At 64.1% G+C, this 20,616-nt stretch carries 19 protein-coding genes; 6 read left to right on the top strand and 13 right to left on the bottom strand.

The window, feature by feature from the left end:
* Window positions 1-14: 14 nt before the first annotated feature.
* From EN807_RS12385 to hisS, 6 genes are all read right to left on the bottom strand, one after another.
* Window positions 15-1,001 (bottom strand): nitronate monooxygenase, encoded by a 987-nt coding sequence (locus tag EN807_RS12385; protein WP_210239974.1) that lies wholly within the window; start codon window positions 999-1,001, stop codon window positions 15-17.
* Window positions 1,002-1,226: 225 nt separating this feature from the next.
* Window positions 1,227-1,700 (bottom strand): VOC family protein, encoded by a 474-nt coding sequence (locus tag EN807_RS12380; protein WP_127320097.1) that lies wholly within the window; start codon window positions 1,698-1,700, stop codon window positions 1,227-1,229.
* A gap of 296 nt (window positions 1,701-1,996) precedes the next feature.
* Window positions 1,997-3,769, bottom strand: a complete 1,773-nt coding sequence (locus tag EN807_RS12375; RefSeq protein WP_135935122.1) for an AMP-binding protein — start codon at window positions 3,767-3,769, stop codon at window positions 1,997-1,999.
* Between the two features lie 191 nt (window positions 3,770-3,960).
* Complete coding sequence (hisG, locus tag EN807_RS12370; RefSeq protein ID WP_135935121.1) at window positions 3,961-4,665, bottom strand: ATP phosphoribosyltransferase; 705 nt, start codon at window positions 4,663-4,665, stop codon at window positions 3,961-3,963.
* The gene (locus EN807_RS12365) at window positions 4,662-5,783 is read right to left on the bottom strand and encodes an ATP phosphoribosyltransferase regulatory subunit (RefSeq protein WP_135935120.1); all 1,122 of its coding nucleotides are present in this window, start codon (window positions 5,781-5,783) and stop codon (window positions 4,662-4,664) included. Before EN807_RS12365 ends, hisG begins: the two co-directional genes overlap by 4 nt.
* 170 nt (window positions 5,784-5,953) lie before the next feature.
* Window positions 5,954-7,567 carry a histidine--tRNA ligase gene (gene hisS, locus EN807_RS12360; RefSeq protein WP_135935119.1) on the bottom strand — a complete coding sequence of 538 codons (1,614 nt, stop codon included), beginning with the start codon at window positions 7,565-7,567 and terminating at the stop codon, window positions 5,954-5,956.
* Window positions 7,568-7,782: 215 nt separating this feature from the next.
* Here hisS and EN807_RS12355 point away from each other — a divergent pair, with 215 nt between their 5' ends.
* Complete coding sequence (locus EN807_RS12355) at window positions 7,783-8,034, top strand: hypothetical protein (protein WP_135935118.1); 252 nt, start codon at window positions 7,783-7,785, stop codon at window positions 8,032-8,034.
* A gap of 51 nt (window positions 8,035-8,085) precedes the next feature.
* Here EN807_RS12355 and EN807_RS12350 read toward each other — a convergent pair whose 3' ends face one another.
* Entirely contained in the window at window positions 8,086-8,721 is a 636-nt protein-coding gene (locus EN807_RS12350) for a DNA-3-methyladenine glycosylase I (RefSeq protein WP_135935117.1), read from the bottom strand.
* 214 nt (window positions 8,722-8,935) lie between these two features.
* Here EN807_RS12350 and EN807_RS12345 point away from each other — a divergent pair, with 214 nt between their 5' ends.
* A complete protein-coding gene (locus EN807_RS12345) occupies window positions 8,936-9,682 on the top strand; it encodes a L,D-transpeptidase (RefSeq protein WP_135935116.1) in 747 nt (248 codons plus the stop codon).
* Between the two features lie 272 nt (window positions 9,683-9,954).
* A complete protein-coding gene (locus EN807_RS12340) occupies window positions 9,955-10,875 on the top strand; it encodes a bifunctional 5,10-methylenetetrahydrofolate dehydrogenase/5,10-methenyltetrahydrofolate cyclohydrolase (RefSeq protein WP_135935115.1) in 921 nt (306 codons plus the stop codon).
* A gap of 199 nt (window positions 10,876-11,074) precedes the next feature.
* On the opposite strand, the gene glcF is transcribed toward EN807_RS12340, so the two are convergent.
* The 5 genes from glcF to EN807_RS12310 form a co-directional block, all read right to left on the bottom strand.
* Window positions 11,075-12,406, bottom strand: coding sequence for a glycolate oxidase subunit GlcF (gene glcF / locus EN807_RS12335; RefSeq protein WP_135935114.1), 1,332 nt, complete (start codon window positions 12,404-12,406; stop codon window positions 11,075-11,077).
* A gap of 9 nt (window positions 12,407-12,415) precedes the next feature.
* A complete protein-coding gene (locus tag EN807_RS12330) occupies window positions 12,416-12,817 on the bottom strand; it encodes a DUF4870 domain-containing protein (RefSeq protein WP_135935113.1) in 402 nt (133 codons plus the stop codon).
* On the bottom strand, window positions 12,814-14,070 hold the full coding sequence (locus EN807_RS12325; protein ID WP_135935112.1) for an FAD-binding protein: 1,257 nt from the start codon (window positions 14,068-14,070) through the stop codon (window positions 12,814-12,816). The genes EN807_RS12330 and EN807_RS12325 overlap by 4 nt, the downstream gene beginning before the upstream one ends.
* A 200-nt stretch (window positions 14,071-14,270) precedes the next feature.
* On the bottom strand, window positions 14,271-15,767 hold the full coding sequence (locus tag EN807_RS12315) for an FAD-linked oxidase C-terminal domain-containing protein (RefSeq protein WP_135935110.1): 1,497 nt from the start codon (window positions 15,765-15,767) through the stop codon (window positions 14,271-14,273).
* 177 nt (window positions 15,768-15,944) lie between these two features.
* Window positions 15,945-17,267 (bottom strand): DUF3422 family protein, encoded by a 1,323-nt coding sequence (locus EN807_RS12310; protein ID WP_135935109.1) that lies wholly within the window; start codon window positions 17,265-17,267, stop codon window positions 15,945-15,947.
* Window positions 17,268-17,464: 197 nt separating this feature from the next.
* Between EN807_RS12310 and EN807_RS12305 the strand changes: the two genes are divergently transcribed.
* From EN807_RS12305 to EN807_RS12295, 3 genes are read left to right on the top strand one after another with little or no spacing between them, the layout of a single operon-like run.
* The gene (locus EN807_RS12305; protein WP_127318954.1) at window positions 17,465-18,268 is read left to right on the top strand and encodes an FCD domain-containing protein; all 804 of its coding nucleotides are present in this window, start codon (window positions 17,465-17,467) and stop codon (window positions 18,266-18,268) included.
* 56 nt (window positions 18,269-18,324) lie between these two features.
* Window positions 18,325-19,461 carry an alpha-hydroxy acid oxidase gene (locus tag EN807_RS12300; RefSeq protein ID WP_135935108.1) on the top strand — a complete coding sequence of 379 codons (1,137 nt, stop codon included), beginning with the start codon at window positions 18,325-18,327 and terminating at the stop codon, window positions 19,459-19,461.
* A 35-nt stretch (window positions 19,462-19,496) separates the two neighbouring features.
* Window positions 19,497-20,270, top strand: coding sequence for a metallophosphoesterase (locus EN807_RS12295; protein ID WP_135935847.1), 774 nt, complete (start codon window positions 19,497-19,499; stop codon window positions 20,268-20,270).
* 26 nt (window positions 20,271-20,296) lie between these two features.
* On the opposite strand, the gene EN807_RS37385 is transcribed toward EN807_RS12295, so the two are convergent.
* Entirely contained in the window at window positions 20,297-20,428 is a 132-nt protein-coding gene (locus EN807_RS37385; protein ID WP_258124092.1) for a hypothetical protein, read from the bottom strand.
* Window positions 20,429-20,616 lie beyond the last annotated feature (188 nt).

The raw sequence follows: 20,616 nt of genomic DNA, 5'->3' as shown, positions 1-20,616 counted from the left end.
GAGAAACTGAGCAGTCAATCGACCATACGTCGCGGCCCGGCCGCGAGCAGACGCTCGGCTTGTCCAACCATGTCCTCGATCACGCGTCCAGCCGACTCCACGCTTCGGATCACTCCGGCCACTTCCCCCATCAAAACTCCGGTGTTCTCAACATCGCCAGCGTAAAAAGCGTCCCAATAGTCGCTGCTCTGGATGGCCAGCGTCGGCGCTTCAGCCAGCTGACATTCGCGGCCATGCCAGGCGGCGACAAATCGAGTCCTCAGCACGCGCGCGACGAATTCGTCTGTCGGCCAACGATAGTTCCGGGCGATGTCGACGGTTGTGGTCTTGATCGTCTTATCGCCATCGGCGGCGATGATAGCCTCCTGGAATCCGCGCGGCGCAGCGGACTCTGCAGTCGCAAGGAACCGCGTGCCGACAAGCACGCCGTCGGCGCCGAGCATCAATGCCGCGGCAAGCGCTCGACCGTCGCCAACGCCACCCGCCGCCACGAGAAGCGTCTGCGGCGCCTGTTTCGCCAGAAGATCGGCAATCTCGGGAACGAGCGTGAAGGTCGAGCGGTGACCGCTGTGGCCGCCGGCTTCTTTGCCCTGCGCCACAATTACATCTGCGCCGACGTCGAGCGCCTCACGGGCGTGCAACATCGACTGGACTTGGCAGATGATAGGCACTCGCGCTTCTCTGATATGCGCGGCGAAGGGTGCAGGCGAGCCGAATGAAAGCATGAGCGCCGCGGGCTGCCGCTCCAACACGCGGTCGAGCAGATGCGGCCTGGTTGCCAGCGACCATGTGATAAAGCCGCATCCGACGCGCGCACTGCCCGCGGCGGCAAATTCATTGTCCAGCCAAGCTTCATCGCCATAGCCGCCGCCGATCAAACCGAGCCCGCCGGCATGCGACACCGCTGCTGCAAGCCGTCCGCCTGCCATCACGCCCATAGGAGCGAGGAGGATGGGATGCGTGATCGCAAAACGTTCGGTCAGTCGGGTTTTGAGTGGCACGGTTCGCGCTCGCCAAATCATCGAAGGCATACCGAAGATGCAGCATACGCGACTTACAGTAGCAGGATAGTGGTCCCGCTTGAGACTCGAACCGGGAAATCAGACCGTTTTTAGTCGCAAGTGACTGATGATCGCAGCAACGCAAAGCTGGCGGCTGGACGGCCGCACTTGGGTGGCGAGCGACACGCTCTGGCAACAATTTGGCCGCAAGACGCGATGGGAGCGTCAACCGCGCCGCGCCGTCTCGATCGCGGCGACGTCGATTTTCACCATGGTCATCATGGCATCAAACGCGCGCTTTGCCTCGTCGCCGCCAGCCGCCATCGCGTCAGTCAGCACGCGCGGCGTGATTTGCCAGGAAATCCCCCATTTGTCTTTGCACCAGCCGCACACGCTCTCCTGGCCGCCGTTGCCGACGATGGCATTCCAATAGCGGTCGGTCTCCTCCTGATCATCGGTGGCGATCTGGAAAGAGAACGCTTCGTTGTGCTTGAACTCGGGACCCCCGTTGAGGCCGATACAAGGAAGGCCCGCAACTGTGAATTCGACCGTCAACACGTCGCCCTCTTTGCCGGCCGGGTAGTCACTGGGTGCACGGTGCACGGCACTCACCACGCTGTCAGGAAATATCTCGGAGTAGAAGCGGGCGGCAGCCTCGGCGTCCTTATCGTACCAGAGGCAAATCGTATTCTTCGCCATTGCGGGTTCCTTTCGCTTTGGGGCCGAGATTTCGGCCTTGTCTCCCCATCCGCTCTCTTCCGAAATAGGTAGCCAACCGCTTTTCTCCACCCCGGAAGAGTCCGTCTCGCACGGGCGATCGCAAAGAGCAGCTACCCCAACGTCGCTGTCGCTTTGGCCCGGGTTCCGGACGATAAGCGAAGGCCCACCCCTGAAATGCGTCGGGAATGTTCGGAGCGTCCGCAAGGCGGACCAACATTGCGACGCCTAACCAGACGACAACATGACTACGATGCTCCGCCGGGAGCGTCCGCCCCTCAGGCGGTCTTCGGCGTCACCAGCCCCAGTTCGCCAACCATCGCCTCGCGCATGAGAAACTTCTGCGGCTTGCCGGTCACGGTCATCGGCAGTTCGGTGCGAAAGCGGATGTGGCGCGGGATCTTGTAATGGGCGATCTGGCCGGCGCAAAAGGCCTTGATCTCCTGCTCGGTGGCGATCTGGCCCGGCTTGAGCACAATCCACGCGCAAAGCTCCTCGCCATATTTCGGGTCGGGAATGCCGAACACCTGCACTTCCCTGACCTTGGGATGGCGATAGAGGAACTCCTCGACCTCGCGCGGATAGACGTTCTCGCCGCCGCGAATGACCATGTCCTTGACCCGGCCGACGATGTTGCAATAGCCCTCGGCGTCGATGGTGGCGAGGTCGCCGGTGTGCATCCAGCCGTCGGGATCGATCGCCTCGCGGGTTTTTTCCTCGTCGTCCCAATAGCCCTTCATCACCGAATAGCCGCGTGTGCAGAGTTCGCCCGGCGCGCCGACCGCAACGGTGGCGCCATCGGCATCGATCGCCTTGACCTCGACATGGGGATGGACACGGCCGACCGTCGAGACGCGCTTTTCCAGCGGGTCGTCGACGCTGCTCTGGAACGACACCGGGCTGGTCTCGGTCATGCCATAGGCGATGGTCACCTCTGCCATGTGCATCAGCGACACCACCTTCTTCATCACCTCGATCGGGCACGGCGATCCGGCCATGATGCCGGTGCGCAGGCTGGTGAGATCGAAGGTTTCAAAATCCGGATGGTCGAGCAGGCCGACGAACATGGTCGGCACGCCGTAGAGGCCGGTGCAGTGCTCGCCCGCCACCGCCTTCAGCGTGGCGCCGGCATCGAAGCCCTCGCCCGGGAAGACCATGGTTGCGCCCTTGGTGACGCAGCCGATCGTGCCCATCGACATGCCGAAGCAGTGATAGAGCGGCACCGGGATGCACAAGCAGTCGTCAACGGTCAGCCTGATCGCCGAGGTGACGAAATTGCCGTTGTTGACGATGTTGTTGTGGGTCAGCGTCGCGCCCTTTGGCGCGCCTGTCGTGCCTGAGGTGAACTGGATATTGATGGCGTCGCCGGGCTTCAGCCCCTCGGAGATCCGGTCGAGGCTGTCATGCTCGTCGCGTCCTGCCATCGCCAGCACGTCGGCGAAATTGAACATGCCGGGCGAATTCTCCTCGCCCATGCGGATGACGATCTTCAGCGCCGGCAATTTTTTCGCCTCAAGTTTGCCGGGAGTCGCAGTCGCGATCTCCGGCGCGAGCGTCTCGATCATGCCGAGATAGTCGGACGTCTTGAATTTGGCGGCCGTGACGAGCGCTCGGCAAGCGACCTTGTTCAACGCATAATCCAGCTCGGTCAGCCGGTAGGCCGGATTGATATTGACCAGGATCAGGCCGATGCGCGCGGTGGCGAATTGCGTCACCAGCCATTCCCAGCGGTTCGGCGACCAGATGCCGACGCGGTCGCCCTTTTCGAGGCCGAGCGCCAGGAAGCCTGCGGCCAGGGCATCCACCGTGTCTGAAAGTTCGCTCCAGGTGAAGCGCTTGTCCTGTTCGACGAAGACGGCGGCATCGAGCGTGCCGTATTTGCTGACGGTGTCCGAAAGCAGCGCCGGGATGGTCTGCTGCAGCAGCGGAACGGTGCGCTCGCCCGACACATGCGCCCGGCCGTCGACCGGCGCGACAAACGTGGCGCCATTGCGCGGGCGGCGGCCGCGCAGGTTCGTGGCATTCTTCAACTCGTCGAGACTGATCGGCATCGCCGTCTCCTCCGCAGGCGGGCCGAGTCTATCAGCCTGCCGGGGTGGTGGAAATCCCGTTGATGGTACTGGAGCGCGGCGATCCCTCCCCGTTGAGTGGAGAGTTCGGAGCGAAGCGAGGCGGGTAGGGTCGGTTCATGCCGCGCGACAACGACCCAACCCGTCCATCCGCCTTCGTCGGCTGCCCACCCTCAAGGGGGAGGGATTGCGCCTGCCATCTTCGCCGCGATGTCGCGCAAGATTGCTTCGTCCGCCGCCGTACGCAGCTTCCGCGACGCGACAAGGCAGGCCTGCGAGCGCAGGATGACACCGTCGGCGAGCACCTTCAGATGATTGGCGCGCAGCGTCGAGCCTGACGTGGTGATGTCGACGACGACATCGGCCAATCCTGCCGCCGGCGCGCCTTCGGTGGCGCCCAGGCTCTCGACGATGCGATAAACCTGGATGCCGTGCTTTTGCGAAAAGAATTGCTGCGTCAGCCGCCAGTATTTTGTGGCGATCCTGAGCCGCCTGCCGTGGCGCTGTCGGAAATCGGCGGCGACATCGTCGAGATCGGCCATCGTATCGACGTCGAGCCATATGTCGGGCACCGCCACCACGACATCGGCGTTGCCGAAACCGAGGCGGGCGACGATCTCCGCACGCGCCTCCCAATCGGCGAAGCTTTCGCGCAACAGATCCTCGCCGGTGATGCCGAGGTCGACCGAGCCCTGGCCGATCTCGCCTGATATTTCGGACGCTGACAGAAACGCCACCTCGACGCTCTCCACACCTTCGATGCGGGCGCGGTATTTACGCTCGTCGCCGGGCAGGCTGACGGCAAGCCCGGCGTTGGCCAGCACCTCCAGCGCCTGCTCCTTGAGCCGGCCCTTCGACGGGATCGCCAGCGTGATCATTGCGCCTTCTCCCGCAACGCTTCGATGCGGTCGAGCCAAACGGAAAAGCCGACGCCGGGGATCGGCGTTTTCGCGCCGAGCAGCGTCAGCAAGTGGTCATAGCGGCCGCCGCCGGCCAGCGGCCGGTCGCCGTTTTCCGCCGCGATCTCGAAGACCAGGCCGGTGTAGTAGTCGAGCGGACGGCCGAAGGCGGCATCGTAGCGGATTTTTGCCGCGGGCAGGCCAAGAGATTCGATCGATTTTGCGCGTGCAGAAAAATTGTCCAGCGCCGCGCCAAGCGAAAGACCGGCGCCGGCCGCAAAGGTTTCGAGCGCCAGTGCGGCGCCGTCAAGCGCCACGTCGATCGCCAGAAAATCCTTCAGCGCCGAAAACGCCTCGTTCGACAGCCGCACGCTGCGCAGTTCGGCCTTTTCGATGAGTCGCCTAGCAATGTCGGCCGGCGACCGCCCGGCCGACGCGGACAGACCCGCCTGCTCCATGCCGCCGGCGATGTGCGACGAAAGCCCTTCCAGGTCGCCATCGAGGACAAGGGCGGCGACCGGGCCGGCGAGCTGGCCGTTGCGTGGCGGGTTGGCGAGGTCGGCAAGCGCTGCCTCCAGCATCGCCGCCGAACCGAAAGCCCGCGCCAGCCGCATGCGCCAGCCGCGCGGCAGGCCGAGCGCGGCGAGCACCGCCTCGAATATGGTCTGGTCGCCGAGCGTGACCGCCAGTGCCTGGTCCGGCAGCACCAGCGAAAGCAGCGCATGGGCATCGGCCAGCGAACGGGCATCGGCTTGCGCCGTGTCGCGGTCGCCGAGATCCTCGATGCCGGCCTGGAAGAATTCATTGCCGCCCTCGCGGCGCTGGCGAAACACCTCGCCGAGATAGGAATAACGGCGCGGCGTGCCGGCCTGCGAGCTGATGTGATCAAGGCATACCGGAATGGTGAATTCGGGCCGCAAGCAAAGTGTGAGGCCGGTCTCGCTTTCGGTGAGAAAGATGCGGCGGCGCAGATCCTCTCCTGCCATGTCGAGGAATGGGTCGGCCGGCTGCAGCACCGCGACTTCCACCGCATGGGTGTTGCGCGCGGCGAAGAGCTTGGCGATGTCTGATGCGATGGCGGGGTAGCGGGAGGTCATGGCAGGCGCCCTTCCCTTCTCCCCCTGTGGGAGAAGGTGGATCGGCGCGTAGCGCCGAGACGGATGAGGGGTGCTGGACGGAGCACCGGCGTCGAGTTTCTTCCAACACCCCTCATCCGACCTCGCTTCGCGAGGCCACTTCTCCCACAAGGGGAGAAGGGAGCGGCGCCCTACTTGCCACGCGCTCGCTCCTCGGACTGCGCCGCCAGTATCTTCCTCACCTCGGCGACCAGCTCGCTTTCCGCCACCGTCACCTGCGCCGGGCGTGCGGCGCGCCATTCGGCGTTGTCCGCAATCTCCGCCGACATGCGGGCGCCCTCGATCAGGTCCTTGATCTGCACCTCACCCTTGGCGCGCTCGTCGCCGCCCTGGATGATGGCGACGGGGCTGCCGCGACGGTCGGCATATTTGAGCTGCGCCTTCATGCCGGCGCCGCCAAGATACATTTCGGAGCGGATGCCGGCGGCACGCAGCTCGGCCACCATCTTCTGGTAGCGTCCGAGACTTTCTGTGTCCTTGTCCATGGTGAGCACGACGACCGGCGCGATGACATCCGACGTGTCGAGCTTGCCGAGGTTTTTGAGCGCCGTCATCAGCCTGGAGACGCCGATGGAAAAGCCGGTCGCCGGCACCGGCTCGCCACGAAAGCGCGAGACGAGGCCGTCATAACGCCCGCCACCGCCAACCGAGCCGAAGCGCACGATTTTTCCCTCTTCGTTGGGGATCTCGGCCAGGAGCTCGGCTTCGTAGACCGGACCGGTATAATATTCGAGACCACGAACGACGGAAGGGTCGATCAGAATTCGTTTTGTTCCATAACCGCTAGATTGAAAAATTGAAGCCAGCGTATCGAGTTCATTCGCCGCCTCCTGACCTGTCTGATTGTCGGCTCCACGGTTTCGGATCATCTGCACGAGATGTTTGTTACTGAGACACAGCGCCTCTGGATCGTTCGCTTCCCTTCCGTCCAAAATGAAATCGTCCTCAGCAGCGATCCCTTTTGACTTTGTGAATCGAGCTCCGGTAGCGAAGAACAGCACCGTCGCTTCCAACCTATCAATTTGAGGACCGGTCAGCCCCGCACCCTTGGTAAAATCTCCCTCGCCTTCCCTGCCCCCATCCCAGCGGCCCTGTCCCAACAGCAACCGCACGCCTTCCGGACCAAGCTTGTCCAGCTTGTCGATCGCCCGCAGCACCGTCAGCCGGCGGCCGACGTTCTCGTCGCCACCGAGGCCGATCGCCTCGAGCACGCCGTCGAGCACCTTGCGATTGTTGACCCTAATGACGTAGTCGCCGCGTTTGATGCCCAGCGCCTCCATCACGTCGGCCATCATCATCGCCATTTCGGCGTCCGCCGCCACACCCGGCGTGCCGACCGTGTCGGCGTCGAACTGCATGAACTGGCGGAAGCGGCCGGGGCCGGGCTTCTCGTTGCGGAACACCCAGCCGGAGCGGTAGCTGCGATAGGGTTTCGGCAGACGCTCAAAGTTCTCGGCGACGAAGCGGGCCATCGGCGCGGTCAAATCGTAGCGCAGCGACAGCCACTGGTCATCATCGTCCTGGAAGGAGAATACGCCCTCGTTCGGCCGGTCCTGGTCGGGCAGGAATTTGCCCAGCGCATCGGTGTATTCGATCATCGGCTGGTCGACCGGCTCGAAGCCGTAAAGCTCATAGACCGAGCGGATCGTCGCCATCATCTTCTCGACGGCGCGGATATCGTCGGCGCCGCGGTCGACAAGCCCGCGCGGCAGCCGCGCTTTCATCTTTTCCGATTTGTCGGCCATCGTATGGGTACTCGGTGTTTCCTAGCGTTCCGTGGATCGGCAAAATTACTGAATTTCCACAGCGCGGGTGTCCTAACCGATGCAGCCGGGAGCGGCAAGGGTTTGCACCTTTCCTGAAACACACCGGGCCAAAACGAAACAATTCCGCCATGAGCGCGGCATCGTGCCGACACAATCGCAGCCGATAAAGCGCGCCGAAACAAGGGGTTCGAGCCATGACCACGGCACGGCAATTCGACATCATCGACAGCGGCGCCCGCGAGCGGCCCCGGCTGCGGCCGGCCGATCATCATGCACCGAGGCCTGCAACCCAAATGGCGGGACCGTTCGAGGTTGCCGCGGGCGATCGTACAGGACCGACCATGCGCGATGCGCTGGTGACTGGCCTGCTGGTGATCTACCCAGCCCTTGCCACGGTTGCGGCCATCGTCGCCGGGCTTTTTCTGGCCGGCGCCAGCGGCGCTTAAGTTTTTGAGCGGCCTGCCTTCTCCCCTTTGTGGGAGAAGGCAAAAAGAAGCTCACTTCGGCCGCTTGAACGCCTTGCGCTCCGCCTCGACCTGCTCGCGGCAGACACAGCCCTCGAGATGGTCGTTGACCAGCCCCATGGCCTGCATGAAGGCGTAGACGGTGGTCGGGCCGACAAAGCTCCAGCCGCGTTTTTTCAGCTCCTTTGACATCCGCACAGAGATTGTCGTGGTCGGGTTGGCGCGCAGATGGGCGAGATCGACGATTTCGGGCCGCTGATCCGGGCCGGGTTCGAACTTCCAGAACCAGGCAGCCAGCGAGCCGGCCTCGTCGGCCATTTCACGGGCGCGCTTGGCGTTGTTGATGGTCGAGACGATCTTGCCGCGGTGGCGGATGATGCCGGCATTGCCGAGCAGGCTCTCGACATCCTCGTCGGTGAAGGCGGCGATCTTGTCGATATCGAAGCCGGCGAACGCCTCGCGGAAATTCTCGCGCTTGCGCAATATGGTCAGCCAGGACAGGCCCGACTGAAAGCCTTCGAGGCAGATTTTTTCGAACAGCCTGCGGTCGTCGGTGACCGGCCGGCCCCATTCATGATCGTGGTAGTGCAAATAATCCGGCAGATTGCCGTGCCAGAAGCAGCGCGCGATACCATCTGGGCCGGCGAGCAGGCCTGTCTTCTCATCCATGGCGGATTTCCATTCGTTAATGCGCCTCAGCGCTGCCTTTTACTCCGGCTTTACCAGATTCCTGAACCGGCCGGTAACCACACCGAAAGGTTTACTGACAATGGAGCATTTTACACATTCCGATTCACGTTTCGGTTGCCGCTCCGCGCCCAATGTCCGCGAAATCGGGGACGCTTTTGGGCCCCGGCGTGTTCGATGATCAAGGTGCGTTCCGATGAAGACACTTTTGTTCCCGCTGCTCGGCGCCGCGGCCGTACTGGCCGCTGCCGCTACATCCTCCAGCGCCAATGACCGCTATGCGGACAGGCCGCCGGTGATGGTGAGCCCCGACCTTTCGGCGCCCTGGGTGCTGCAGCTCGGCCGCGCGCCGGGCATCGTCCGCCAGAACCGGCAAGAGATGCAAATGCCGCAGCGCCGTTCTCAACGGCAGGCGCAACCGGCTCAGCTGCACACGGCGGCGATGCAGGCGCCGGCCAAGAAGCGCCTGCTCGCGCGGCCGCAGATCAACCCGATCTACCTGCCGCAGGAGGTGGCCTATGACGGTCCGGAGAAGCCGGGCACGATCGTCATCGATACGAGGGAGAATTTCCTCTATCTGGTCGAGAACAACGGCAAGGCGCGGCGCTATGGCGTCGGCACCGGCAAGCCGGGATTCGAATGGGCCGGCAAGCACAAGATCTCGCAGAAGAAGGTCTGGCCCGAATGGCGACCGCCGGCGCAGATGATCTCGCGCGAGGCCGCCAACGGCCGTTATCTGCCGACCTATGTCGCCGGCGGCGTCGAGAACCCGCTCGGCGCGCGCGCGCTCTATCTCGGCTCGACGCTCTACCGCATCCACGGCACCAACCAGCCCTGGACGATCGGCGGCGCCGTGTCGTCGGGCTGCATTCGCATGCGCAACGAGGACGTCGTCGACCTCTATGAGCGGGTCGATGTTGGCACGACGGTTGTGGTGATGTAATCTGCAGTTGATTTTGTTGCCGATTCTGTCCAGAAGACTCTGGATCGTCGGATACGGGGGACGGGCCGTGTGGGGATGCGGCCAGTCAAGAAAGGGCAGCGCGGCAAACCGCGCTGCCCTTTCTGTTTCTAGGACGCGACAGGATCATGTCTGGCAGGGTCAGCTTTGACCGGTAGGTCGCGCCCGGGGTATGGCGGTTCGCATTCTCGCTGCCATTCTTCTCGTTATTTTGCTATGTCGGCTGCAACGTTCCCAGACAAAGGCCAATCTACATGTCCCTGTCCGATGACAGCCGCTATCTCCGCGGCGGCCCGGTCGCCCAACGCATCATCGCCTCGGTGCGCGAGGATGCAGCGATCGCCACCGCAGAAGGTTTTCCGCCCAAACTGATATCGATCACCGTCGGCGACACCGCTGCGGTCGACGTTTATGTGCGCAACCAGCGCGCCAAGGCGGCATTGGCCGGTATCGGTTTCGAGGAAAGACGGTTTGCCGCCGACATCACCGCCGGCGAACTCGAAGCAGCGATCCACGGCCTTAATGCCGATCCGCGCGTCACCGGTATCATCATCCAGCGGCCGGTGCCGGTGCATATCCCGATCAAGACGCTTCAGGCGGCGGTGCATCCGCTCAAGGACGTCGAGGGCATGCACCCGGCCTCGATCGGCAACATCGTCTACAACCAGCTCGACCTTGCACCGTGCACGGCGGCCGCTTCGGTCGAACTGCTCAAGGAGACCGGCCTCGATCTGAAGGGGCTCGAGGTCGTCATCGTCGGCCACTCCGAGATCGTCGGCAAGCCGATCGCCTTCCTCTTGATGAGCGAGGGCGCGACGGTGACGGTCTGCCATCACATGACGCGCTCGGTGGCAGCGCACGCGCGCCGTGCCGATGCGCTGTTCGTCGCCGTCGGCAAGCCGCGGCTGATCAAGGCCGACATGGTCAAGCCGGGTGCAGCCGTCATCGACATCGGCATCAATGCCGAGACAGGACCGGACGGCGAGACCCGCATCGTTGGCGACGTCGACGCCGAGAGCGTCAAGCATGTCGCGTCCTGGATCACGCCGGTGCCGGGCGGCGTCGGGCCGATCACTGTGGCGATCCTGCTGCGCAACACGATGGTAGCGCTCAACCGCCAGCGCGCGCTCTATCAGGCGACCTACGGCGTGGTGGACAAGCTCGCGGCGGAATAGGCACGTAGCGGCAGGCCCCCTCGCCCAGCCTCCGCTTCGCTCGGCTGACCTCTCCCCGAGGGGAGAGGAGGCTTTCAAGGCCGGCACCAGTCTCTTCTCCCCAACGGGGAGAAGGTGGCCGCCCACGGGTCTTGCCTCCGGCAAGCCCGAGGACAGGCTCCGCGGCCGGATGAGGGGGCTCGCCTTCAGAACTGTCCCGTCACTCCGCTGCCACGACTGCCCTGTTGTCCGGAACGCCTTCCGGCCTCGGTCCGCCATAGGCCCAGTCGAGCAGTTTTACCGTGTGCACCACCGGCAGCTTCGCCGCTGACGCAATCTGGGTGATGCAGCCAATGTTGCCGGTGGCGACGATTTCAGCACCTGTCGCTTCGATATTCCTGACCTTGCGATCACGCAGCTGAACCGAAATCTCGGATTGCAGGATGTTGTAAGTGCCGGCCGAGCCGCAGCACAGATGCCCCTCGCGCGGCTCGCGCACGACGAAGCCGGCCTTGGCCAAAAGCTCCTTGGGCTGGCGGGTGATCTTCTGGCCGTGCTGCATCGAGCAGGCGGAGTGATAGGCGACGATGGTACCGGGCTTGCGCACCGGCTCGGGCAGGTCGAGGCTTACCAGATATTCGGTGATGTCCCTGGCCAGCGCCGACACCCGCGCCGCCTTGTCGGCATACGCCGGGTCGAGGCGCAGCATGAAGCCGTAGTCCTTGATGGTGGTGCCGCAGCCGGACGCGGTGATGACGATGGCATCCAGGCCGCCCTGCTCGATGGCGCGCGTCCAGGCGTCGACATTGCGCCTTGCCGAGGCAAGGGCTGCCTCCTCGTGGCCCATGTGATGCACCAGCGCGCCGCAGCAGGCCTCACCCTCGGGAACCACGACCTCGACGCCCAACCGCGTCAGCAGCGCGATCGTCGTGTCGTTGATGCCGGGATCGAGCACGGATTGTGCGCAGCCGGTGAGAATGGCGACGCGGCCGTTTTTTGCTGCGCCCTGCCCGGCATGGACGCCCGGCGAAGCCATTGGCGAGGCCGCAGGAACCGACGCCGGGGCAAGCTTGAGCATTGCGCCCAGCGGTTTCAGCGCCGGGATCTTTTCGAACAGACCGGCGAATGGCTGCGCTAGCCTCGCCAGCCTGAGCGCGGCACGAAAGCGCGAGGGATAAGGCAGCACAAAGGCCAGCATGGTGCGCGTCAGCCGATCGAGCAGCGGGCGCTTGTAGGTTTCCTCGATATGGGCACGGGCGTGGTCGACCAGATGCATGTAGTTGACGCCCGACGGGCAGGTGGTCATGCAGGCGAGGCAGGACAGGCAGCGGTCGATATGGGTGACGATCTGCTTGTCAGCGGGGCGACCGTTCTCCAGCATGTCCTTGATCAGGTAGATCCGCCCGCGCGGCGAATCCAGCTCATTGCCAAGCGTCACATAGGTCGGGCAGGTGGCCGTGCAGAAGCCGCAATGCACGCATTTGCGCAGGATCTTCTCCGATTCCGCGACATGCGGATCGGCAAGCTGGGCAAGCGAAAAATTGGTCTGCACGCAAAAATCCTATAATCCCAAGAACCAGCTTTCCGGGTCTCTGACCGGCTCGCCGCGCTGCAGCGCCTGCAGGCCGAGAATGCAGCGGGCAATGAACCAGACGGCGACGGCGAACATCAGCACGACGCCTATCGCCACCATCATCAGCACAACCGAGATCAACGCATAAAGCAGGCCGATCCAGAAGGTGCGGATCAGGAATGTATAGTGGCTCTCGACGAAGCCGCCTGCTTTGCCGCGGTTGATATAGGCCAGCACGATGCCGACAATACCGGTGACGCCGATGACGAGGCTGGCGAGATAGAGGATGTAGATGACCAGCGCGTTGGTCGAACCCGGCTCCAGCCAGCGGTCGGTCTGGCGCGGCGCGGGTTTACCTGAATCGGTCGGGCCTGGATCGATGTCGCTCATAATGCTGCTCCCTCGGTTGCGGTGCTAAGAGTAGCAGAGCTTGCAGCCGGCGCCATACGGCCGGGATTGAGGATATTCTTAGGATCGAATTCGGCTTTGAGCCGCGCCGACAACGCTGCCAGTTGCGGCGCCTGCGGCTCAAACACCGGCACAGCGGCGCGATGCGAAGGCGCGGCGCGCACCAGCGTCGCATGGCCGCCGCCATACTGTCTCACCAGGCCGCGCAGAAGATCGGCCTCGGGATCGCCATGCTCCATGCGCAGCCAGATCAGTCCGCCCTGCCAGTCATAGAACGCATCGGCCGCCGCCTGCATGCGCAGCGCCAGCACCATCTGGTGACCTTGCGCCGGCGCCATCGACACGCGCCACACCGGCTTTTCCAGGCCGTCGGCAAACGGCGCGCAATCTCTGATGGCGCGCCAGACGGAATGCGAGATATCGCCCGAAATCTCCTCGAGCGGGCCGGCATTTCCGAGCAGGTCTTTCAGCGCGGCGATGCGGTAGGCGACCGACGGCCCGAATCCCTCGACGCGCAGCAATGTCGCCGCGGCATTGCCGAGGCTGCCGCCGGCGACCCGCGCGGCGACGCGTTCGGGAAGATGGGCAGCACTCGACACTTCGGCGCTGGAGCCGAGCGCCAGCGCCATGGCGGCGGCGGCATGATCGTCGAGCAGGCCGCGCAGAGCGAGCGTGACTTCGGTCTCGGCTGATGGCAGCACCTTGAAGGTGACATCGGTGAGGACGGCAAGCGTGCCCCAGCTGTTGGCCATGAGTTTCGACAGGTCGTAGCCGGTGACGTTCTTGACGACGCGGCCGCCGGACTTGAAGGCCTCGCCGCGACCGGAAACCGCCGCTACGCCGAGAATATGGTCGCGCGCCGCCCCCGCCTTCAGCCGGCGCGGGCCGCAAAGGTTCGCGGCCAGCACGCCGCCGATCGTGCCTCGCCCTAACTCACCGCCGAGCAGCGGGCCGTAATCCAGCGGCTCGAAGGCCAGCTGCTGGCCGTTTTCGGCAAGCAGGCTTTCGATGTCGGCGAGCGGCGTGCCGGCTTTGGCCGACAGCACCAGTTCGGCCGGCTCGTAGAGCGTCACGCCGGACAGCTTCGACAGGTCGAGCGTATGCTCGGTCTGCAGCGGTCGGCCGATACCGCGCTTGGAACCATGGCCGAGGATTTCGAGCGGCGAGTCTTCGGCGGCGGCCCATTGGACGGTGGCGAGGGTTTCGGCTGCGGTGGCGGGGGTGAAGGTGGTCATGGCGATACGCCGCGATCCTTCGCGCCCCCCTCTGTCCTGCCGGACATCTCCCCCTCAAGGGGGGAGATCGGACGTCGCCTCTGGCTTCGCCAATCTCGAACGTTGAAAGAAGGGTGAGACGTGCAAGCTGCCAATCTCCCCCCTTGAGGGGGAGATGTCCGGCAGGACAGAGGCGGGTGTTCAAGCGCCAACGCTTCCACTTAAAACCTCGGAATGTCCGGAAACGCTGTCTGCCCGCGATGCACGTGCATGCGTCCGAGCTCGGCGCAGCGGCGCAACTGCGGAAACACCTTGCCTGGGTTGAGCAGATGGCTGGGATCGAAAGCGCATTTGACCCGCATCTGCTGGTCGAGGTCGATCTGGTTGAACATTTCCGGCATCAGGTCGCGCTTCTCCACCCCCACCCCGTGCTCGCCGGTCAGCACGCCGCCGACTTTGACGCAGAGCCGCAGGATGTCGGCGCCGAAACTTTCCGCCTTGTCGAGCTCGCCCGGCACATTGGCGTCATATAGGATCAGCGGATGCAGGTTGCCGTCGCCGGCGTGAAAGACATTGGCGACGCCGAGCCCGTATTTCTCCGACAGTTCGCGCATCCCGTGCAGCACGCGCGGCAGTTCCTTGCGCGGGATGGTGCCGTCCATGCAGTAGTAGTCGGGCGAGATGCGGCCGACCGCCGGAAAGGCAGCTTTGCGGCCGGCCCAGAAGCTCAGCCTCTCCTGCTCCGACTGCGAGGTGCGGCATGTGGTCGAGCCGTTCCTATAGGCGATGGCTTCGACAAGGCCGATCAAATGATCGACCTCGACGCCCGGCCCGTCGAGCTCGACGATCAGCAGCGCCTCGACATCCAAGGGATAGCCGGCATGGACGAAATCCTCGGCCGCGTGGATCGCCGGGCGGTCCATCATCTCCATGCCGCCCGGGATGATGCCGGCGCCGATGATGTCGGCGACGCATTGGCCACCCTGCTCGCTGGTCGGGAAGCCGATCAGCAGCGCGCGCGCCGTCTCCGGCTTCTTCAGGATGCGCACAGTGACCTCGGTGACGACGCCGAGAAGCCCTTCGGAACCGGTCATCACCCCGAGCAGGTCATAGCCTTCCGCGTCGAGATGCTTGCCGCCGAGCCGCACCACCTCGCCGTTCATCAGCACCATCTCGATACCGAGCACATTATTGGCGGTGAGGCCGTATTTCAAGCAATGCACGCCGCCGGAATTCTCCGCGACATTGCCGCCGATCGAGCAGGCGATCTGGGAGGATGGATCGGGGGCATAGTAGAAGCCCTCCTGCTCGACGGCGGTGGTGATGCCGAGATTGGTGACGCCCGGCTGGGCGACGACGATGCGGTTGGGAAAATCGATCTCGAGAATGCGATTGAAGCGGCTCATGACCAGCAGCACGGCGTCTTCGAGCGGCAGCGCCCCGCCGGACAAAGATGTGCCGGAACCGCGCGGCACGACGCGTATGTTGCGGTCATTGCAATATTTCAGCACGCGCGAGACTTGCGCCACCGTTTCGGGCAGCACCACGACCAGCGGCAATTGCCGATAGGCGGTGAGGCCGTCGCTCTCGAACGCACGCATCGAATTGGCAGCGTCGACGACGCCTTCGCCCGGCACGATGATGCGCATATCGGCGACGATCTCGTCGCGCCGGCGCATAGTGGCGTCGTCTGGCTTCGGCATCAGCAGGCCGGACATCGACAGTCTCCTTCGATCGACTGGTAAAAATCTTTTACCAGCGGCAGGCGCCTGTTGCAAATCCTGCTTTGGCCGAAATCGAGCGCCGACACCGGGACGGCCTTCCGCAGCGGCAATCCGCCGCTGAGATTTCATCCTCCCCTTGTGGGTTGTTTGGACCGGGAGGGTGACCCGGTCCTACTCGCCCGCTTGCTTGGCGGGTTCGGAGTGCAAGCGGCGCACACGGCGCACGCCCCACCAGACCAGCAGGATGGCGAGCGGCACCGAGGCGGCGGTGACGAGCTCGGGCGCGAAGGCATGGCCGAATATCGAGGCGCCCTTGGCGACGTAGCCGATGAGGCCGACGACGTAGTAGGAGACGGCGGCGACCGAGAGCCCTTCCACCGTCTGCTGCAGGCGCAGTTGCAGGCGGGCGCGGTTGTTCATCGACGCCAGCAGATCGCGGTTCTGCTTCTCGACTTCGACGTCGACCCAGGTGCGCAGCAGCGTGGTGGCGCGGGTGAGCTTCGTCGAAAGATTGGCCTGACGCTCCTCGACCGAACGGCAGGTGCGCATGGCGGGGGCGACGCGACGCTGCAGGAACCCGCCCCAGGTGTCGTAGCCGGGCACCGCCTCCTCCTCCAGCGCCTCCAGCCGTTCGCGGACGATGCCGTCATAGGCGCGGCTGGCGCCGAAGCGATAGAGGCTGGAGGCTGCATCGGCCTCCAGCTCGGCGGCAAGCTCGGTCAGGTCGGCAAGCAGCGTCTGGCTGTCGCGGGTTTCGGCGACTTTCATTTCCAGTGTGGTCTGCGCCAGCCTGTCTTCGATGCGGCGCGCGCGACCGGACTGCATCAGCGCCAGCGGCAGGCCAAGCATGGCCAGCGTGCGGTAGGTTTCGATATCGATCAGCCGCTGCGCCAGCGCGCCGGTGCGTGCCGGCGTCAGGCCGCGGTCGAGCACCAGCATGCGGGTCATGCCGTCACCGTCCTGGCGGAAATCGGTGACGATGGCGGCGTTGCCGCGCTCGACCAGCGAATAGGACAGGCTGGTCGGGTCGAAGCTGGCGATCAGCTTTTCGCTCGCCTGCGTCCATTTGCGGATTTCGAGCCTGATGCCGGAAATCACCGTTCCCGGCGGCGAAAACCCGTGGCCGAAAGGCGAATCTTCCTGGCGCTGGCCGCTCTCGGATAGCGGTCCTTCCCACAGATAGGTGGAGAATTCCGTGTGCCGTTCCCAGCGCAGCGAGCCCTTGCCCCACTTCATCGCGTGGTGGCGTGCATGAGGGTCGGGCGCGGCGATGCCGAGCCGCCGCGACAGTTCGGAAAGCACGGCCTGGTCGACGCCGGACCCAGCTTCGGTCATGAAGGAAAGCTGCACCAGCACGCGCGGTTTCTCGACCAGCGGATGCGGACGGGCGTGAACTTCGCCGAGCGCGCCAGGCCGTCCCTGATGCGCGGGAAAGCCCATGACGCTGCCCTCGACGCGCGGCTGAAATTTGAGATTGGACGGGTCATCTGCCACGGCTGGTCCCCCGGGCCTAGTGCAATCGCGTCCCTCTAGAGCCAATTGCCGGGGGACGCAAATGACAAGTTAGCCGAAATCGATATGCCGCGACGACGTTGGATCCGGCCAACCGACGAATTGGATAAATAATTTGACCAGTTGGCGACACTGGCTTTATCCTGCGCGACACCGGTTCAATCCCCAGGCCATCCCCGTTGAGCGATATTTTCTCCAGGATCGAGCATTCTCGCACCGCCGACGAGGTGGTGCAGCAGATCGAGAGCCTGATCCTCGAAGGCGTTCTGCGCACCGGCGACAGGTTGCCGGGCGAGCGCGAGCTGGCACGCCGGTTCGAGGTGTCGCGGCCGATCCTGCGCGACGCGCTGAAGGCGCTGGAAGGACGCGGACTTTTGACGACGCGGCCCGGCGGCGGCACCCATGTCGCCGATGTCATCGGCCAGCTGTTCACCAAGCCGGTGACGGACCTGATCTCGATGCATCGCAAGGCGGCGACCGACTATCTGGAATACCGCCGAGAGATCGAGGCGGTGGCGGCCGAGTATGCGGCGCGGCGCGCCACATCGGACGACCTGGCGCTGCTCGACCGCATCATGGCACGCATGGACGAGGCGCACCGGACCGGCAACTTCGACGACGAGGCGGAAATCGACGTCGAGTTCCACCACGCGATCTGCGAATGCGCGCACAACATCATCCTCCTGCACACGCTGCGCTCGTGCTACCGGCTGCTGTCGGAGGGCGTCTTCCAGAACCGGCTCTTGGTGTTCAACGTGCCGGGCGCGCGCGAAGCGCTGCTTTCGCAGCACCGGGCGATCTACGCGGCGGTCAAGGCCGGCGATCCGGCGGCCGCACGGCAGGCGGCGATGGACCACATCACCCATGTCGAACGCACCATGGCCGAGGCCGAGCGCAGCGGCGACTGGCAACGTGTGTCGCGGCTGAGGCTGATGCAGCGCTCAGAGGCCGGCGACAGCGAGCCGGCAAGAAAACGCTCATGAGCGCCGGCTAAGAAAAATCAACAACGACGAATTAGCGAACAACCAGCGGAAAACTCATGAGCATGATCCTCACCATCGCCGATCTCAAGGACCTGGCGCGCCGCCGCGTGCCGAAGATGTTCTTCGACTATGCCGATTCAGGTGGATGGACCGAAAGCACCTACCGCGCCAACGAGGAGGATTTCCAAAAGATCAAGTTCCGCCAGCGCGTGCTGGTCGACATGAGCAACCGCTCGCTGGAATCGACCATGATCGGCGAGAAGGTGGCGATGCCGGTGGCGCTGGCGCCGACCGGTATGACCGGCATGCAGCACCCCGATGGCGAGATGCTGGCGGCGCAGGCGGCGGAGGAATTCGGCGTGCCGTTCACGCTTTCGACGATGAGCATCTGCTCGATCGAGGATGTCGCATCGGTGACCAGGAAGCCGTTCTGGTTCCAGCTCTATGTGCTGCGCGACAAGGATTTCGTTCTCAATCTCATCGACAGGGCGAAGGCGGCGAAATGCTCGGCGCTGATGCTGACGCTCGACCTGCAGATCCTCGGCCAGCGCCATAAGGATATCCGCAACGGGCTGTCGGCGCCGCCGCGCTTCACGCCGAAACACATCTGGCAGATGGCGACCAGGCCGGGCTGGTGCATCGGCATGGCAGGTACCCAGCGCCGGACCTTCCGCAACATCGTCGGCCACGCCAAGGGCGTCGGCGACCTCACCTCGCTGTCGTCGTGGACGACGGAGCAATTCGATCCGCATCTGTCGTGGAAGGACGTCGCCTGGATCAAGGAACGCTGGGGCGGCAAGCTGATCCTGAAAGGCATCCTCGACAAGGAAGACGCGCTGATGGCGGCCAAGACCGGCGCCGACGCGATCATCGTCTCCAATCATGGCGGGCGCCAGCTCGACGGTGCGCCGTCGTCGATCGAGGTGCTGGAAGAGATCGCCGACGCTGTCGGTGACACGATCGAGGTGCATATGGATGGCGGCATCCGCTCTGGCCAGGACGTGCTAAAGGCGCTGTGTCTTGGCGCCAAGGGCACCTATATCGGCCGGCCTTTCCTTTACGGCCTTGGCGCGCTCGGCAAGGATGGGGTCACCAAAGCCTTGGAAATCATCCGCAAGGAGATGGACATAACGCTGGCACTGTGCGGAAAGCGTCTGGTAACCGACATGGGCAAGGATCAGCTTCGGCGTTAGACTCCCGTGATGGCATGATCACGGAGATGGACGCATTGATTGCCCCCGGCATCCACTTTCTCGACGCGCGCGGACCGGGAGGCATGCGCATCTATGCGGTCGGCGACGTGCATGGCCGGCTCGACCTGCTCGTCGCCATGTACCGCCGGATTGCGGCCGAGATCCGGGAGGCGCGGCCGGCCGACTGGCGTGTCATCCATCTCGGCGACTATGTCGACCGCGGCCCGAACTCCAAGGGCGTTCTCGATTTCCTGATCGAAGTGCGAAAACGCGACCCGCGCCACCTGATGCTCGCCGGCAACCACGACATCGGCTTCCTCGACTTCCTCGATGCACCCGATGCGGACGGGCTTTTCATGCGCTATGGCGGCATCCAGACCGCGCAGTCCTATGGCGTGGTGCTCAATGAAGGCGGCGGTGCGTGGTTTGGCAGGTCCGAGGCGGCACTGCGGCAAGGCCATGCGGCGCTGGTCGAGGCCGTGCCGAAAAGCCATGTCGACTTCCTGCAGTCGCTAGCGTTTTCACTGACCTTTGGCGACTTCTTCTTTTGCCATGCCGGCATCCGGCCAGGCATTGCGCTGGAAAGTCAGAGCACGCAGGACCTGATCTGGATCCGCGATGTCTTCCACAATCATTCCGGCCTGCATCCGAAGATCGTGGTGCATGGCCACACGCCGGTGCCGGAGGCGGAGGTGATGGTCAACCGCGTCAATATCGACACGCTCGCCTACCAGACGGGAAATCTCAGCGCGCTCGTCGTTGACGGCGCCGACAAGCGTATCCTGGTGGTGTCAGGTGAGAGGGCCTAAAGCGCGTCGCGCTTCAAGTCTGTGTTTTAGCGAAGCGCGGCGGTGACGCCGTAGCCGTCGACGGCGTTGTGGTTGTTGGCTGCGTCGCCGGCATAAGTGCCGAAGCCGCACAACACTATGGCCGACAACATGACAAAGGACAGAAGCGCTGCTTTCACGGATGTCATCTCTTGTTGAGCTCTCTGCATCTGTGCACGAGGCGGGTTACCAATGGGTTGAAACGGAAATACGTCTCAAAATTTCGACGATTTCGCGCTTCTAGGCATGTTCTGTATCGGCGATGTGTCGCGCGAGCGAGACAAAGGGTTCATCGCGTTGCACGGAAGATGCAGAGCGCGTGCCTTCT

The sequence above is a fragment of the Mesorhizobium sp. M5C.F.Ca.ET.164.01.1.1 genome, from assembly GCF_004792125.1.
GTDB classification, from domain to species: domain Bacteria; phylum Pseudomonadota; class Alphaproteobacteria; order Rhizobiales; family Rhizobiaceae; genus Mesorhizobium; species Mesorhizobium wenxiniae.
The sequence above is the reverse complement of the archived record's forward strand: the minus strand, read 5'-3'. Positions and strand labels throughout refer to the sequence as shown.